Source organism: Citrifermentans bremense R1 (genome assembly GCF_000426865.1).
Taxonomy (GTDB): Bacteria; Desulfobacterota; Desulfuromonadia; order Geobacterales; family Geobacteraceae; genus Geomonas; species Geomonas bremensis.
The window spans coordinates 110108-124429 of sequence record NZ_KE384582.1 but is presented as its reverse complement, the minus strand read 5'-3'; the positions used below and the strand labels follow the sequence as shown (position 1 = coordinate 124429).

Annotated in this window: 12 protein-coding genes; 4 read left to right on the top strand and 8 right to left on the bottom strand. The window is 54.0% G+C overall.

All coding sequences use genetic code 11. The features are described 5' to 3' along the window. Window positions 1-359: 359 nt before the first annotated feature. Window positions 360-1454 carry an IS5 family transposase gene (locus K419_RS0121220; protein ID WP_026843290.1) on the bottom strand — a complete coding sequence of 365 codons (1095 nt, stop codon included), beginning with the start codon at window positions 1452-1454 and terminating at the stop codon, window positions 360-362. A 129-nt stretch (window positions 1455-1583) separates the two neighbouring features. On the opposite strand from K419_RS0121220, the gene K419_RS0121215 reads away from it, so the two are divergent. Next, entirely contained in the window at window positions 1584-2381 is a 798-nt protein-coding gene (locus tag K419_RS0121215) for a metallophosphoesterase family protein (RefSeq protein WP_026843289.1), read from the top strand. A 621-nt stretch (window positions 2382-3002) separates the two neighbouring features. Continuing rightward, complete coding sequence (locus K419_RS22605) at window positions 3003-3854, top strand: ParB/RepB/Spo0J family partition protein (protein WP_051293165.1); 852 nt, start codon at window positions 3003-3005, stop codon at window positions 3852-3854. A gap of 35 nt (window positions 3855-3889) precedes the next feature. Here K419_RS22605 and K419_RS0121200 read toward each other — a convergent pair whose 3' ends face one another. From K419_RS0121200 to K419_RS0121185, 4 genes are all read right to left on the bottom strand, one after another. Next, entirely contained in the window at window positions 3890-7144 is a 3255-nt protein-coding gene (locus K419_RS0121200) for a hypothetical protein (RefSeq protein ID WP_026843288.1), read from the bottom strand. Then, window positions 7137-9395, bottom strand: a complete 2259-nt coding sequence (locus tag K419_RS0121195; protein WP_026843287.1) for a hypothetical protein — start codon at window positions 9393-9395, stop codon at window positions 7137-7139. The genes K419_RS0121200 and K419_RS0121195 overlap by 8 nt, the downstream gene beginning before the upstream one ends. A gap of 118 nt (window positions 9396-9513) precedes the next feature. Further along, window positions 9514-10032 carry a hypothetical protein gene (locus tag K419_RS0121190; protein ID WP_026843286.1) on the bottom strand — a complete coding sequence of 173 codons (519 nt, stop codon included), beginning with the start codon at window positions 10030-10032 and terminating at the stop codon, window positions 9514-9516. A 349-nt stretch (window positions 10033-10381) separates the two neighbouring features. After that, entirely contained in the window at window positions 10382-10609 is a 228-nt protein-coding gene (locus K419_RS0121185) for a hypothetical protein (protein WP_012531124.1), read from the bottom strand. A 325-nt stretch (window positions 10610-10934) separates the two neighbouring features. Between K419_RS0121185 and K419_RS0121180 the strand changes: the two genes are divergently transcribed. Beyond that, window positions 10935-11573 carry a PEP-CTERM sorting domain-containing protein gene (locus tag K419_RS0121180; RefSeq protein WP_026843285.1) on the top strand — a complete coding sequence of 213 codons (639 nt, stop codon included), beginning with the start codon at window positions 10935-10937 and terminating at the stop codon, window positions 11571-11573. Between the two features lie 308 nt (window positions 11574-11881). Here K419_RS0121180 and K419_RS0121175 read toward each other — a convergent pair whose 3' ends face one another. The 3 genes from K419_RS0121175 to K419_RS22600 all read right to left on the bottom strand — a co-directional run bounded on the left by K419_RS0121175 (window position 11882) and on the right by K419_RS22600 (window position 13242). Next, window positions 11882-12511 (bottom strand): outer membrane protein, encoded by a 630-nt coding sequence (locus K419_RS0121175; protein WP_026843284.1) that lies wholly within the window; start codon window positions 12509-12511, stop codon window positions 11882-11884. A 73-nt stretch (window positions 12512-12584) separates the two neighbouring features. Continuing rightward, complete coding sequence (locus K419_RS23970) at window positions 12585-12731, bottom strand: hypothetical protein (RefSeq protein WP_162843120.1); 147 nt, start codon at window positions 12729-12731, stop codon at window positions 12585-12587. A 64-nt stretch (window positions 12732-12795) separates the two neighbouring features. After that, window positions 12796-13242 carry a thioredoxin family protein gene (locus K419_RS22600; protein WP_084154307.1) on the bottom strand — a complete coding sequence of 149 codons (447 nt, stop codon included), beginning with the start codon at window positions 13240-13242 and terminating at the stop codon, window positions 12796-12798. A gap of 189 nt (window positions 13243-13431) precedes the next feature. Here K419_RS22600 and K419_RS0121160 point away from each other — a divergent pair, with 189 nt between their 5' ends. Then, a complete protein-coding gene (locus tag K419_RS0121160) occupies window positions 13432-14253 on the top strand; it encodes a polysaccharide deacetylase family protein (protein ID WP_026843283.1) in 822 nt (273 codons plus the stop codon). The last annotated feature ends 69 nt before the right edge of the window (window positions 14254-14322 follow it).

Here is a 14322-nt window from a genome sequence, read left to right as displayed (position 1 = left end):
GCCATTTAGGGGAGCCCCGAGAAAACCCTGTGGATGGGGATTCTATGAGGAGGTGAGGATCATCCTTTGACCCAAAAACAGTAACTGTGACACATTAACCACCACACCTCGCGACCGCGTCACCAAGCCGGTCGCCATCCAGCCGACAAACGGTCGGCATCGTTCCTGAATGCCGGTCGGCATCAGCGGAATACGCACTAACGGAGCGTCTTTCCTTCTACCAGGCCGTTGAAAAAAACGGACCGTTATTAGCAACCGCCTTCCGTGGCGTTTGCTGAACTCCAATTGTCATGATTTTTGTTCTTTCACAACCGGTTATGCTGCCGAATTTCAGTCCCCTGAAGGGCCTGAAGGAGCATTCAGGTGGCACCAAGGCCCAAGTTGGCCATTCGTACCAGGTTGTAGGCGACTGCATGTAGGTCAAGCTGCATTGCGATCTTATCTACTCCTCGATACATCGTCTTGCGCAGTCGGCCCACAGTCTTCATCCAGCCAAAGCCCTCTTCGATTCGTTTCCTGATCCTTTGGCTGATGGTGTAGCCCAGAAGGCTTGTGGTTCTGCCATCGATGGCTGACCTTCGGTTGCTGTTGTTCTGCGCCACATGGGGAGTGACATTAAGCTCCCGCAGGTCCTTCACGAAATCCTTGGTGTCGTAGCCCTTGTCAGCGCCCAAGGTAATCCGTTGCGACGTCCGCGGTAGTTTTTGAATCATCTTCTTTGCAGCTTCACGTTCCGCTGTGCCGGTTGCCAGAGTGACTGCGGTTTTGATGATAAGGCCATTGCGGTTCTCCATCAGAGTGTGCCCCTGATAGCAGAGCTTCGCCTCTTTGGTCTTTCCCTTGCGGTACAGACGGGCATCGGGATCGGTATCCGAGCCGTGGGTTTCGTTACTGAGCTTCTTTCCCTTGAAGTCGACGGAATCGTTCTTGCCACCACCGGTGCCAGATGGTGGGCCATCCTGCGGATCTTTCGGTTTGAAGCTCTTGATCGAGGCCCAGGCTTCGATGAGAGTTCCGTCGACGGTGAAATGCTCATTGGACAGCAGCCGCTTACGCTTTGCCTGCTCAAGAATTCTGGACAAGAAGACGGCGGCAACTTCGGAACCGATGAGTCGCTCACTGTTCTTGGAGAAACTGGAGTGGTCCCAGATCTTTTCATCCAGAGCCATTCCCAGGAACCAGCGGAACAAGAAGTTGTAGTGGATCTGTTCAACGAGTTGCCGATTGCTGCGGATCGAGTAGAGAATCATCAGCAGTTGAGCCTTGAGCAGTTTTTCCGGTGGGATGGACGGTCTACCAGCAGAGGCATAAATGCTATCAAAGAGCTTGTCCATTCCAGCCAAGGCGTCATCAGCCATTTTTCTGATGGCTCGCAGTGGATGATCCTTGGGAACGAAGGACTCGGGGGTCACATATGTGAAAAGAGCTTCTGTCTTATTGTCCTCGCCGCGCATAACATTCCTTTGTGATTGCAATGTGTTACGCGCCGCAGTGTATCATAAAACTGCTCTTTTCTGTACTTAGTTTTTCAACAACCTGCTACAGGATTTTAATCCAAGAGCTACAATGCAGTGAGAGGCTGAATGAATAAAATTGCGTGGGCTACAGATATTCACCTGAATTTCGTCACGTTGGAAAAGTGTCAAGAGTTCTGCAAGGGCATCAACAACCTTGGGGTTGATGCCCTCTTGCTCGGCGGGGACATCGGCGATGCACCTAGTGTCGAATTTTACCTGCATTACCTGGCTGACCACATACAGGTCCCAATCTACTTCGTTTTAGGCAATCATGACTACTACAAAGGCTCCATTGCCGACATTCGCAGCAGCATCGCAAACCTTTGCAATGAGACGAGCAAGCTTACCTGGCTAACCCAGTCTGCCGTGGTCCGGTTGTCAGAGGACACCTGCCTCGTCGGGCATGACGGCTGGTCAGATGGGCGTATTGGCGATTTTGATAAGTCTCAGGTGATGCTTAACGATTATAAGCTTATACGCGAACTGAGGGGGCTGACCAAAGGGAAGCGGCTTGATCGGTTGCACGCCTTGGGTGATGAAGCGGCAGAGCATTTCAGGCAGGTCCTACCTCACGCTCTTGAAGATTTAAAACACGTAATCGTACTTACCCATGTCCCTCCTTTTCGTGATGCATGCTGGCATGAAGGGGAGATTTCAAGTCCAGACTACCTCCCGCACTTCAGTTGTAAGGCTGTGGGAGATGTACTACGCGAGTTGATGGCTGGTAAGACCACCAAGATGACGGTTCTCTGCGGCCATACCCATAGCAACGGCAATGTCCTGATCTTGCCAAACCTTTTAGTCAAGACCGGCAAGGCAGTCTATGGCCGTCCGGGAGTGAATGAAGTCATCTCGCTGGTCTAGTCCATCAGTTCAACATCAACAAGATCGTCCGCCTTAGTATCGTAGACCTAGTGCCCGTCAACACCGGAATGACGGTCGGTTTGCCGGCGGAATGCTTGGCATCGCACCGGAATCGCAGTCGGCATCAGAACGGAATGCCGGTCGGCATGGACCGGAATCCGCATCAAGCGCCGCCCCCCAGTTCCCGGGAGTCCCCCGCCGCCAGGCGCACCCCTTCGGCGGAGACCAGCATCCGGCAACAGATGCTCCCTCCGGGGGGCCGCAGCCTCTTCAAGGACCTCTAAGAGCAGCTCGAAGCCTGCCGCATTAGGCGCGAATTCCATGCCTGCAGCAGATAACGGTTGGAGGAGAGTTGGGCTTGCCTCGATCTATATCCGGCTGAGCCTACTCCTACGCAGCGCCGCTTCCACAAAGACCTAGTCGGCCGTTCCCAAGATGGCCACTTCACTCCTTTGCCCGGGTAGTTCCGGTATAGATCAACTCACTGTCAACGCTCGGCATTATGTGACTTGGGAGCAGGATCGGAGTACTACTTCCGAGTCCGCCGGTTGCTGTCGCGTACAAATAAGGTATCCCCAAGGAGATCAAGGGGGAAAAACCATAAGTGCGGGAGAGCGACACATGATAAAACGCGAGCACGTTGTTGAGCAGTACCCTTTATTTTCATCAGATGAAGTGGAAATACACCAGCAGCCCCCCGCGGGGAAGCGGAAAGCCTCGCACTTTAAAAACGGCGAATTAGCCATCGCCCTCCTGCAGGTATCGGAGTCCCAACCTCGAAAGCATGTCGATCAGGAGGCGCTTGCAGAGCTGGCTTCCTCGATAAAGATCCACGGAGTCCTACAACCAGTCATCGTTCAACCGCATACCGATGGTACCTATCATCTGGTGGCTGGGCAAAGGAGATTTCTCGCAGCAAAACAAATCGGTCTTACAAAAATCCCAGCTGTCGTTGTCGAGGGTGCTCCGGCGATACTCGCCCTTATCGAGAACCTGCAGCGCACCGATCTCACTGCGGTGGAAGAAGCCGAGGCCATCTGCCAGCTTAAAATGGAGAACGGCTACACACTTGGAACCATAGGCGGGATCATCGGGAAATCGAAGGCAAGCGTCAGTGAAACCCTCTCGTTGACAAAGCTGCCAAGCCTTATCAAGGAAGAATGCCGATCAGACCCTGCTATGGCAAAAAGTATACTGGTCGAACTCGCCCGGATGCAAACAAAAGATGAGATGCTGGAGGCTTATCAGGAGTACCGGAGCAAGTCGCTGCCAAGGCAAGAGATCAGAAGGCGGAAACGCCCTGGCGCCAAAGAGAGGAGCATGTTCGGTGCAAGATTTGTCAACGCCATCTCAAAGGCCATCACCACCGTAGACGTCGACCATATTGAGGCGAAGGAGCGGGAGCGGATGAAACTAAACCTGGAAAAAGTTCAGCAGATGATCGAGGAATTGATTGTGAGGTTAGGTGATTAGCCGAAGGTTCGGCATGCCGAACCTCTCTTTTCCGATCAATGCTCGTCACAATGACGAGTAATGGACAACAGGTATAAAGCGTAGCGGAATCCATGTGAATCAGGTGCCCTGTATCTTTCAATTCGTCTTTTTTGGGCTGCGACTTTACTGGGAAGGAAAATCTCCGCCGTCGAGGCGACTTTGATCGCAACGCTACCGACACCCGTCCGTCCGCGACCCTGCGTCTCTACTACTCTGCACTGTCTACTGTCAACCTTCAATACCGAGGCCCAATGGCGGATGAGGGCGGGGCGATCAGGGTGCGTGAAGGTGCTTGGCGGAAAGATCATCACCCGGACGAACGCCTGAGGTATAGCGAGAAGAGCAAGGAATTCCAGATATCGCATCGCCTGGCAACACCTGGCACATCGTATACTCGACTTCATATTGGAAAAGTGGTTTAGAAAAAACACCACCCCGACATCGATTGTTGAACGTAGAGCAGGGCTAGCGCTGTGATAACGCGCCAACATACGATCTGCCAGCTCTTGATCGGCGTTGCCCCTTGGGGGACTCGGGAAGGGAACATCAGAGACGAAACCAGCTCCACCCCTGTGTCTCTTCTGATTCCGCTCCCAGATGCCATGGTGACGTGGCATACCGCTGGCAGTCGTCATTTTACTGATGTCCGCGGCCCGAGAAATCCACAGCTGTATCCTGTCGATGGTGAGCCCCCAGGTATCGGCCTGTTCTGGAATGCTGCGGGGGTACCGTTGACATGCATCGAGGATACGCTGCACGATCCGCCAATCGGTTATAGCAGCTTCACTATCACGCTCTTGATCTTCTTCGCTTAATGGAGTGACTTCGGGTTCCACGGCGTTGTCCAGCAACGGATCAGCAAACTTGGCAACCCACTGGCGCCGAAGGTGCGGCAAATGCGGATTTATAGCCCACACTGTTTGATTTGTTGATTTGCGTGTCGTCCAGACGGTAGAACGTGAGAGCCCCGTGACAGCGATCACCGCCTCTTCCGTAAGGGGGACCGCACTCCGAGGATCAGAGAGCTCGGCCCAGATCAACCAGTCGAGGAGATGGAGGTAGCTCTGGAGCGACACCTCTGGAGAACTATGGCCAAGCAGGAGCGCCACTGCATACAGCGCCGAGCGGGAGGCATCTGCAGATCCAAGGATACCCCTTCTCAACGTTTTTAACCGGTCCTCTGCGTACTCAGGCCCTCGGAGGAATGCGAACTGCTGCCACAGTGGGCTGCCAGGGTCGAGGGTGAGCCGAACTAGGAGCCAGTTGCCTGCGGAGTGTCGGAGGTGATGGAATACGAGAGAGTGGTCTCCAGTTACTTGGCGCATCGCCTGCTTTACCGGCTCGATCCCTTCGCCATAGCTCACCGCGTGAGGCGAGCCCGCTGATGCCGAAAACAAGGGGTCATGAGGTAAAGCACCCTCATTAAAACGCCTACCTCGCCACGCCATGAGCCGGTCAAGCTCCTCCTGCTCCAGCAGAAGATTGAGAGGCAACCGGCGGGTACCATCCGAGGATTTCGGACTGAAATGCGCATTCCGTCGAATCAGCAGTTCCACCTGGGACCTTCCCTGCAAATCGCTTACGCGAAGGAATCTGCCTTCTCTCTCCCTGAGGCCGCAGCGAAAGGCCAGTATGGCGAGCAGCAATGCCATTTCTCTGGTTCGGCTCAACTTTTTCTTTTGACCGCCGAGGACATCGATCAAGTGTCCGAAGCTCTCAGAGGTAATCAGGTTGGCATCAACACTTGCCTCTACTGGTCCTTTGCTCGGGATGTCGGTGAAGGTGACGTATGGAAGCCCGTAAGCCTCGACCAAGAAACTGTGGAACCTGACCATCACCGTCAGGGCGTATCGACGCTCATCTATGCTCTTCTTCCCCTCTGCTGCCTCTTCATACATTTCAGCAAAGTCGTCAGAGGTCATCTCCTCGGGTTCTTCATTCGCCCCGGTCGCAACAAGAACCCCACATATGGCGGACACGTAGCGGCCAACCGTAGATGGCTGTCGTGCCCGGCCCCGCTTGCCCAGAGCACCTCGCGATCCGCTTGGTGACAGGAGGTGGTCGAACCAAGCGGAAAGCAAGCCCAGCAGAGGGCACATCTCCGACTCCAGTTTACTGACAACCTTCCTCAAGGCACTGAGAGCCTCACCCGGCTTTGTCCGGAATTTCCGCTCCTGCCCCTTGACCGCTTCCACATAGAGGGCTTCCCGAAGTTCCTTGATTATCTGCTCCTGTACCGCCATGCGGCCTCGATACTTTGCCCTTTTTCCTAGCGGTCTACTTGGGAAGGTCGGTGCGGTGTGGAGCGTCTCGGAATCGCCCCCCCAGCCAAACTTTACGCTCTTTCCAGTCAACAGCCTGATCCACGCAGCCGGAGGCAGAGAAACAGCTTTGAGGTCTCCGCACGCATGCCCGACCAGCGCCTGGGAAACGCGCAGACCAAGGGCTACCTTGACTCCCACCGTCAGGCTTCTCAGAGATTTGAGTAAAGGTGACTGGCCGAAACCGAGGTGTGAGAGGTATCCCCTCACGTACCCCCAAGCCCTTGGCGGTGAAATGTCTTTGCCGCCGCCCGGAACAGGCCCAAACCTGGGCAGTGCCCGATAGAGCAGTGCCTCTGTCACAGGGTCAGCGAACCACCTGCGGCTTATCGCTACACTCGTAGTCTTCTCGGTTTTGCCTGATTCCGCCAGAATGCCGAGGGGAGCGCGCCGGCCAATCTCGATCCAAAGGCACTTTTCAGACACCCGTACACCCATCGGAAGGGCGCGGAGCCATGGTTCCACCCAGTCCAAGTGCAACAGTCCGCCAAACAAGATGGCAGAAAGGAGCAGCTGCCCGTACAAACGCTGATCTGATATTTCGTCGAGAGGAGCGGTAAGATCACGCAAAAATGCGTCCTCGAGTTCCCGGATTTGTCGGAGACGGGAAAATGACTTCGGGGTAAAGGGAGACGGCTCCGATTTTAGGATGAAATCTCGGGGGAGCGCGCTTACTTGCCAGTTCAGATCCCGAGCCCCGATCCTAAAACCTTGGTTCAGGAATCTGGCCCGGAGTCGCTGTTCCCGAAGGGTTCCGCCGCGTTCCAGGAGCTTCCGCAGGCTATTCGCAGAGGCATCGCTCAGTTCTGCATTGCTGGCGCCATCGTACAGGGCACAGTGCTCTTTCCGGAGAATTACAAGAGCTTTTTCGGCCTCCCTGCGGGTGGATGACTGGGCATCGTAACGGGAAAGGAGCTCCTGCCAGAGTGGAGCGGGGTGGTCAGTCATTTTCGGTTCCAAGCCCGCCCACGGCTTCCCATCCACTTTGATTCAAAATTGGCAGCAGATGTTTCTGCAGGCTTTTTTTGTAGTGCTCCGGTGAAAGTGCTGAAAAACGTCCCCATGGGCTTTGGCCATGGCCCCAGTGCCCCAAGAAAGCGTCTATGACGTCGACTGGACATCCATCTTCTAGCAGGAGAGTCCGTAAATAGTGGCGGTTGCTGTTGGCCGGGATACTGCAATCGAGACGGTACTCGTACAGATCTTCGAGGATCCGCTGGTGAACTGGAATCTCCGTCATATTCCTACGAAGAATAAAAAGCATCGCCCGATATTGCGCTTCTTCCAAACTACTACGTATAGCAAAATGAAGCTGTCTATTAAGGATGAGGATTCGCCTAGCCATAGCATCCAGATGACGATGGTAATTATCCAGTTGCTGCAGCACCATGTCAGGCACCCATAGGATCCTAGAGTGGCTTCCACTCTGGATATTTTTATCGTTGATAGCGGCAAAACCCGTACTACGATCGATCAAGGCGTTGCGTAGAAATGGGTCCACTACTGAGCGGTAGCCTGTGCCAAATCCGATCATCAACGTCGTGTACACGACCATCCGGTTGTGCAGCGAAAATAAATTTTCCTTACAGTACAACTCCTCCCGGCCCGACGAGATTAGCCTCTTCAGTCTGGCTACGAGGGCACTTACGGTTTCAGTGTGAGGGCAATACCGACTACCGGTTCGTTTATCCCCCCCCATGCCTTCCAGAACTTCAAATGTCGCATTTCCTCTACAAGGGACTTTCTCTGCCTCACACTCTGAAATCACGCCACGACTTACCTCAACGTAGCGCTCCTGTAGATTTCGCACTTTTACTGATGTGTAATGCAGCGGCACAGCCCCCAAATAGTTCTGTCGGCCTAGAGCAAGCATCGCCGTGGCAATGTCGCCTCCCGGGCTATGCATCATCTTTTCAAAAATGTAATCGGAGCACATGGCGGGAGAGAACCTCGTACGCTCCGTTCGTTGGCCTGGGGAGAAAAAGGTGGTCATTGCTCGCCGGTAGGCGGAGACATTACGCCTGAACATCAAGCGTGCGCCCCCGGTATCCGTAAGCCTCGCCAGATACCGTCTCATGACCTCCTGTGCAGGAGGTGGCACCGGAAGGTAAATTATTGTTTCGGCGTCGTGGGCCTTGAATTGCCTGCGCGGCGGCTTGCTGTACCCGATGGGACGCGGAGGGGATATTATCCAGTTAGGGTGAGGTGACCTCCCCAACGCGGGTAGATAGCCGTTGCCATCCATTTTAGCTGACTTACTGGCATACAATCTGAAGTGGCATGTGGGCTCCGGCCGGGATGAAAGCCAAAACATCACACAAAGAAATGCAGCTAACTCAACTGTTGGAACGCCCTCGACTTTCCGGTCAACTCTGGAGAGATCGTGAATGCTTTCCAGAAATGAGGCGGCTTCATTTCGAGTAAATCCGTACCAGCGTGTTGGCAGGAGCTGATTTTGGGCAGCGATACGCCTTCCCATCTTGAGCGAGCATACAGCGTCCTCACGCGCTGTCCTTGGCCCACGTGTCGTGACCCGCACCATTTCACGCCCTGCGAAGAATTCCGCAGGTGACGCGAGCGTTTTGCATAAAGTCTGGATTACCTGTTCGTCTGGAAGTTGAACTCTCTGAACCGCCTGAACGCCATCTTCATCAACATCAGGAATGTCGTCAGTCAAAACTGAGGCGGCTGGAGGATTCCTCTGCCCCCCTTTACGCCGGATGCCTGCTTTGTGACGAACTGCGTAATCCAGGAAGACCCAGATGTCGTGGTTAAAGCGGTTGGCCGCCTTGTCCAAGGTCGACAGGTACTCGCTGAGCGACAAGCATGCAGTTGATAGCGCGCCTAGATAGTCCACGTTAGCAGGTTTGGTCAGTTGCCGCGACCGCAGTGTCGCGGCGTAATGAGAGTTGTTATGGCTATCTTCCATGCTGCTAATGCGCAATTTGGCTGCGGCTACACACAAAACCGCCATGAGGGCACTATGCTGCTCGACGAAAGCAGGGGGGGGAGCATGCCACAGGGCAACATAGAGTGCATGAGGGCCGGTGAAATCACCCACAAGGGAGCTCTCTGCTTCTGCAGACTGGGAAAGATGCTGGGCTATTTTCGTGAAGATGGGGATGCTGGTGACAAGTCGTTGAAGGTCTTGGCCGCTGGAGCGAGCAACGTCCAGGGCTTTCGGCAGGATGCGCAGCAAGTTCTGACAGACCTGTCCGAGCCCTCTTCCATGTTCAGGTGCCTCGATCCAAGTGCAGAACTCGTGAAGGGTCTCTCTGCCTGCAATCCCGCTGGTAGCGAGGTCTTCTATAATTGCGTCAAGATTTTTGTCCCGACTTGCTTTTTTTGTCATCGTAATAGAGGGCAGTAGGGCTCAAGCCCAGAGCGGTTGCGAGCTTATTCAGGGGGCACTTTGCCAAATTTGTCCATTTGGAAGCATGATCCGCCACATGGACTCTCAAAGCGTCAATCGTTCGGGCACCACGGACACCAAAAACTAAAGGGGTTAGGAAGAGGTCCGCAAGGCACCGGTCGAGAATCTGGCTCTCTGTTAGGCCACGTAGAAGGCGGACCGGGACGGGAGAATCCGGCGGCAGTACGAGAGTACAGATATTCAGAGTCCGAAACCCGGAAATGGAAAAAACCCCGGTCCGCTGGCGGATCGCAAAGATCGGGTGCATGTCGAGGAGGAGATCGACGGCGGCGCGGGTGAATTGCTCGATATCCTGCAGTAGAAAAACATCGTCAGCGAGCAGTTTGTAACTGTCTGCCACCGTCCTGTGGATTTCGATCTGGTTGAGCGGGATCCAGACGTCTTCAGATTTTGCTGTTTTCACCCTTCATCCTCGGGATAACCGGACACTGGCAGCAGTCATTTTTGTTATAATTTTAGGAAAGCCTTTATCCGGACAATGTGACCACGGTGTCCACAAGATGGCCGCTTCCATGTGGTTGTCCTCCTTAATATGGCACAGCAGAAAAAGGCCTGCAAGATATTTTTTCATTATATGTCAGCAAATTAGACCACAGGACACCAACACACACCATACAGGACCAGCATAGCATACTATCTTCACACGGCAGGGGTCACTGGTTCGAACCCAGTATCGCCCACCATGCAAACAGCAAAGGCCAAGTCTTACGACTTGGCCTTTTTTTATTGCTTTCATCTTCCTGCAGCGACGATCATCCATTCTGTACCGTCTCCGTTCTTCTAACCATGGCGATGTTGTCGATGCACGCGTCCAGGTTGTTCCGCACGAAGATGATGGTTTCCAACTGGTTGTCGACCGTGACCAGACGCACCTGGTCAGGTTTTTCGGATACCTTCCCTTTTTTCTTCAGCTGCACTTCGAGAAAACAGTAGTCAAAAGGGTCCGCTTTCTTGGTGTTCGTCCTGTCTCTGTAAGCCATGTCCGACCTCCATTGCCGCTGTGATAGTTTCCGGAAATCACCTGGTTCACCTCGATACGACACTTGAATGGGGGTCCATCTACTTCTACCTGATTTTAAGACATGGTTAAGCTACTCATATTTGTTTCACCAGTATGTGATTAGAAACACAAGAACAAGAATTTCCAGGAACGTTTGCGTCGCATGGAACAGTCTAATTAGAGGGGCGACCACTTGGCACCGCTGTTGCATAAGGACCACCTAATAATCTAAGACTTTTCCCCGCTCAACTCAAGGGCAAATGCAATGGATTAGGTACGGAGGAAAAACCACGGAGGTAACTACCATGAAACGACTTGCCTTACTCCTCTTTCTTACCGCCACCCTTTTCCTTTCACAAACAAGACAAACCGAGGCAACTGTAATCTACGATTGGGTAACTCACGGCGTAAACATCGGTGACAGCGACAGCGGCTGCAATTTCAATGTGACCGCACAATGGTCCATGTCCGATCAGGAATACTGGAACCGGCTATCATTTGCGGGGTCTACCACAAACAACCTGATTCCCACTGTGCAAGTATTGTTAAATGATCAGTCCCTTTGGACCTATACCTTTGCCCCGATGTATTACATGCCCTTCTACTCCTACTTTGGAAAGCTGTCAGATGACAGGACGACTATAGTCGAGACGGGCAGTGTCTATGCCGATCATTTAAGCCGTGAAAGCATTATCTGGGCAAATGACAATGGTGATGGATTATTTCTTTCGCCTGACAGGGCAAACGGTGGGCTCTTTATCGCAAACTTCTATTTTGATGAACTGAGGCATCCCGCAACAGGAGATTGGGCGAGGAGCTTTTGGGACCTTGACGGCGAGTGGGTAGTAAGACAGGACACGGTGCCAACACCGGAACCGGCTACGTTCATACTTGTTGGGGCAGGTGTCGTTGCAGTGGTCTTGACGCGAAGGATAACTAAATGAGGTTGAGCTGACAGCGAAAAGCCAGGTATAAGAACCTGGCTTTTTGTTGCCTGTGTAAGAAGAGTCGACATGGAACACTCGAACGTGTCGGCATCTTTTACAACACTAACCTTGGTGCCAACTCGACACCCCCACCCTCCAAACGCCCCAAGCCATTAAAAAAGGGCCAGCTGCCCGACGGCGTAGCTGGCCCTTTCCTTCTACTGATTTTTCAAAGCCTTTCCTGGCGCCCATTCACCGGAAACCAGCGGTCGGCAACGCTGCGGCAGCGGCCGGTGGGTCCTTCAACTCCCGCTTGCGCTCCAGCCTCAGAATTTGATCCTCAGGCCCACCGTTGCGTTGTGGCTTTCGAACCTCATCTTGGTATCTGCGAAGTTTGCCTCGTCGGTGCGGAAATAGCGGTACCCAAGGTCCAACGACATCTGCCGGTTCAGCGCAACCTCAAGCCCCCCCCCCGCCTGATAGGCGAGTACTACTTCTTCATCCGGAATGTAGAAATCACCGAACTTGTCGTCAAGGCTCAAGATGGCGAATCCGATGCCGCCGCCAAGGTACGGCGTGATGGGACCGTTGTTGTGCAGATCGATGAACATGTTCGCCATGAATGCGGTGGCGTTCAGGCTCACGTCTGTATTCGTGAACCTATTCGGGGGGGGAGAGTTATTGAAATAGATGGTGTCGACGTTCCCCTCTTTGTAGGATACCTCGCCTTCGAGGCGCACCGTGCCGAAGTCCATGCCCGCCGTGCCACCAATGTTCAGGCCCGGATCGAAATTGACGGTGTCATTGAAGTCTCCTCCTGCATGGGTCTCGGAAGGAACTGTCACTCCGATGAAACCTGAAAAATACGGACCGGGACGCATGGGAGCTGCAGAGCTGAGATTTGGCATTGCCAGGGCTGCCATGAGCAGCACGGAAGCCACTACTGTTTTTTTCATATCCACCTCCTATTAATGGCGGCCATTCTAGCCGCTATCGTTATTTACATCTAATGACTGCATGCTGTCAAAGCTATTCCAACAGCTCCTCAAGTATCTGGTCCAGGCTCTTTCCCTCATACAGGCTTTCCAAAAGCTTGTGCACGGTGGGTTGTACTCCCTTGTATTGACAGTTTGCCACCAACTGATTCTCAAGAATCTGCAACTGATCTCTGGTCATACTCCCCCCTGTCCATTGAGTGTGTACGTAAGTCTGCCAAAGCTCGGCCGACTGTCAATGCAGCCTACTTCGACTTTTCGTTGCGCCTGAACCAGTTCAGTACGGACTCCGGCGACTGCGCACCTTGGAGCTGGTCGACGGAGATTCCCTTATGCAGCAGGTGCACCACCGGAATCCCCCTTACCTTGAAGCGCGCCGACAGCCGCGCGCTCTCGTCGCTGTTGATCTGCACCACCGCCGCCTCTCCCGCCAGAAGTTCCGCCACTTTCCGCACCGCCGGTGCGAATGAGACGCAGTGGGGTCACCAGGGAGCCCAAAACTCGGCGAGCACTGGAGCGCTATATCCCGAGATGAAGGCGTCGAAACTGCCGTCGTTCAACTGCTGGGGATGAAGGTAAAGTGCCGGCAACTTGGCGTGGCAGTTGCCGCACTGCCCGGGGACACCTTCTTTTTCCGCCGGTATGCGGTTCGAGGCCCCGCAGGAGCCGCATTTCACCAGGTATTGTGTCATGGGAACCCTCCTTTTACTGGTCTGGGCGCAACAGCAGTAATTGTACCATCCCAACTTCAGGCGCCGGAACATCGGAACATTTCCAACGCTCTTTCGGCGTTTCACATTTTGAGAGTTTCTGCTATGGTAGGTGGCTGCTACGCCCTTTCCAGAGGAAAGGGAACCAACGTTCGGAGGTCTTACAAAGAAATGAAGTGCAGAATCCTTTTGCTGCTGCTCGCCGTAACACTGATGCTAACCCCAGGCGCACACGCGGCTGGTCCCGTGATAAAGGCTAACGCCCCCGCCGCTACCCAGGGAGTCAACGTCCCCATCCTGCTCTACCACCGCTTCGGCCCGACCGTCGCCGATGGCATGACCATCAAGACCAGCGTCTTCGAATCGCACCTGAAGTACCTCAAGGACAACGGCTACACGGTGATACCGCTCCGCAAACTGGTCGACTACTACCTGAAAAAGGGTCCGGCACCGGCGCCCAAATCGGTGGTCATCGTGGAAGACGACGCGCATAAGTCGGTCTACTCCGACATGCTCCCCCTGGCGAAAAAGTACAACGTCCCGGTCACCGTGTTCGTCTACCCCTCCGCCATTTCCAATGCCAAGTACGCGATGACCTGGGACCAGTTGCGCACCCTCCAGAAGAACGGGTTCGACATCCAGTCGCACACCTTCTGGCATCCCAACTTCAGGCATGATAAGAAGAAGATGGCTCCGGCCGAATTCGAGAAGTCGGTGCATACACAGCTCAAGAAATCGAAGGATCGCCTGGAATCTCAGTTGGGGACCAAGATCGACATGCTGGCCTGGCCCTTCGGCATCTATGACGATTACCTCCTGAAGAAGGCGGCCGATGCCGGTTACATCGCCACCTTCACCATCGAGGCTCATCACGCCACTGCCCAGGACAAGGTGAACAAGCTCCCGCGCTACCTGCTGATCAACGCGGACCAGGGGAAAGCGTTCGCTCAGATCGTGGAAGGGAAGGCTCCCAAGAGAAACCTCGTCTACTAGGAAAGGTTACACTGGGGCGGCTACCTCACCGCGCAAGTTGTCGCGGTGGGTAAGCCGCTCCCATTTTTT

Coding starts and splice junctions, on each gene's coding strand:
- K419_RS0121215 (WP_026843289.1), top strand. CDS start 1,584: ATGAATAAAATTGCGTGGGCTACAGATATTCACCTGAATTTCGTCACG.
- K419_RS0121220 (WP_026843290.1), bottom strand. CDS start 1,454: ATGCGCGGCGAGGACAATAAGACAGAAGCTCTTTTCACATATGTGACC.
- K419_RS0121160 (WP_026843283.1), top strand. CDS start 13,432: ATGAAGTGCAGAATCCTTTTGCTGCTGCTCGCCGTAACACTGATGCTA.
- K419_RS0121200 (WP_026843288.1), bottom strand. CDS start 7,144: ATGACTGACCACCCCGCTCCACTCTGGCAGGAGCTCCTTTCCCGTTAC.
- K419_RS22605 (WP_051293165.1), top strand. CDS start 3,003: ATGATAAAACGCGAGCACGTTGTTGAGCAGTACCCTTTATTTTCATCA.
- K419_RS0121180 (WP_026843285.1), top strand. CDS start 10,935: ATGAAACGACTTGCCTTACTCCTCTTTCTTACCGCCACCCTTTTCCTT.
- K419_RS0121175 (WP_026843284.1), bottom strand. CDS start 12,511: ATGAAAAAAACAGTAGTGGCTTCCGTGCTGCTCATGGCAGCCCTGGCA.
- K419_RS23970 (WP_162843120.1), bottom strand. CDS start 12,731: ATGACCAGAGATCAGTTGCAGATTCTTGAGAATCAGTTGGTGGCAAAC.
- K419_RS0121185 (WP_012531124.1), bottom strand. CDS start 10,609: ATGGCTTACAGAGACAGGACGAACACCAAGAAAGCGGACCCTTTTGAC.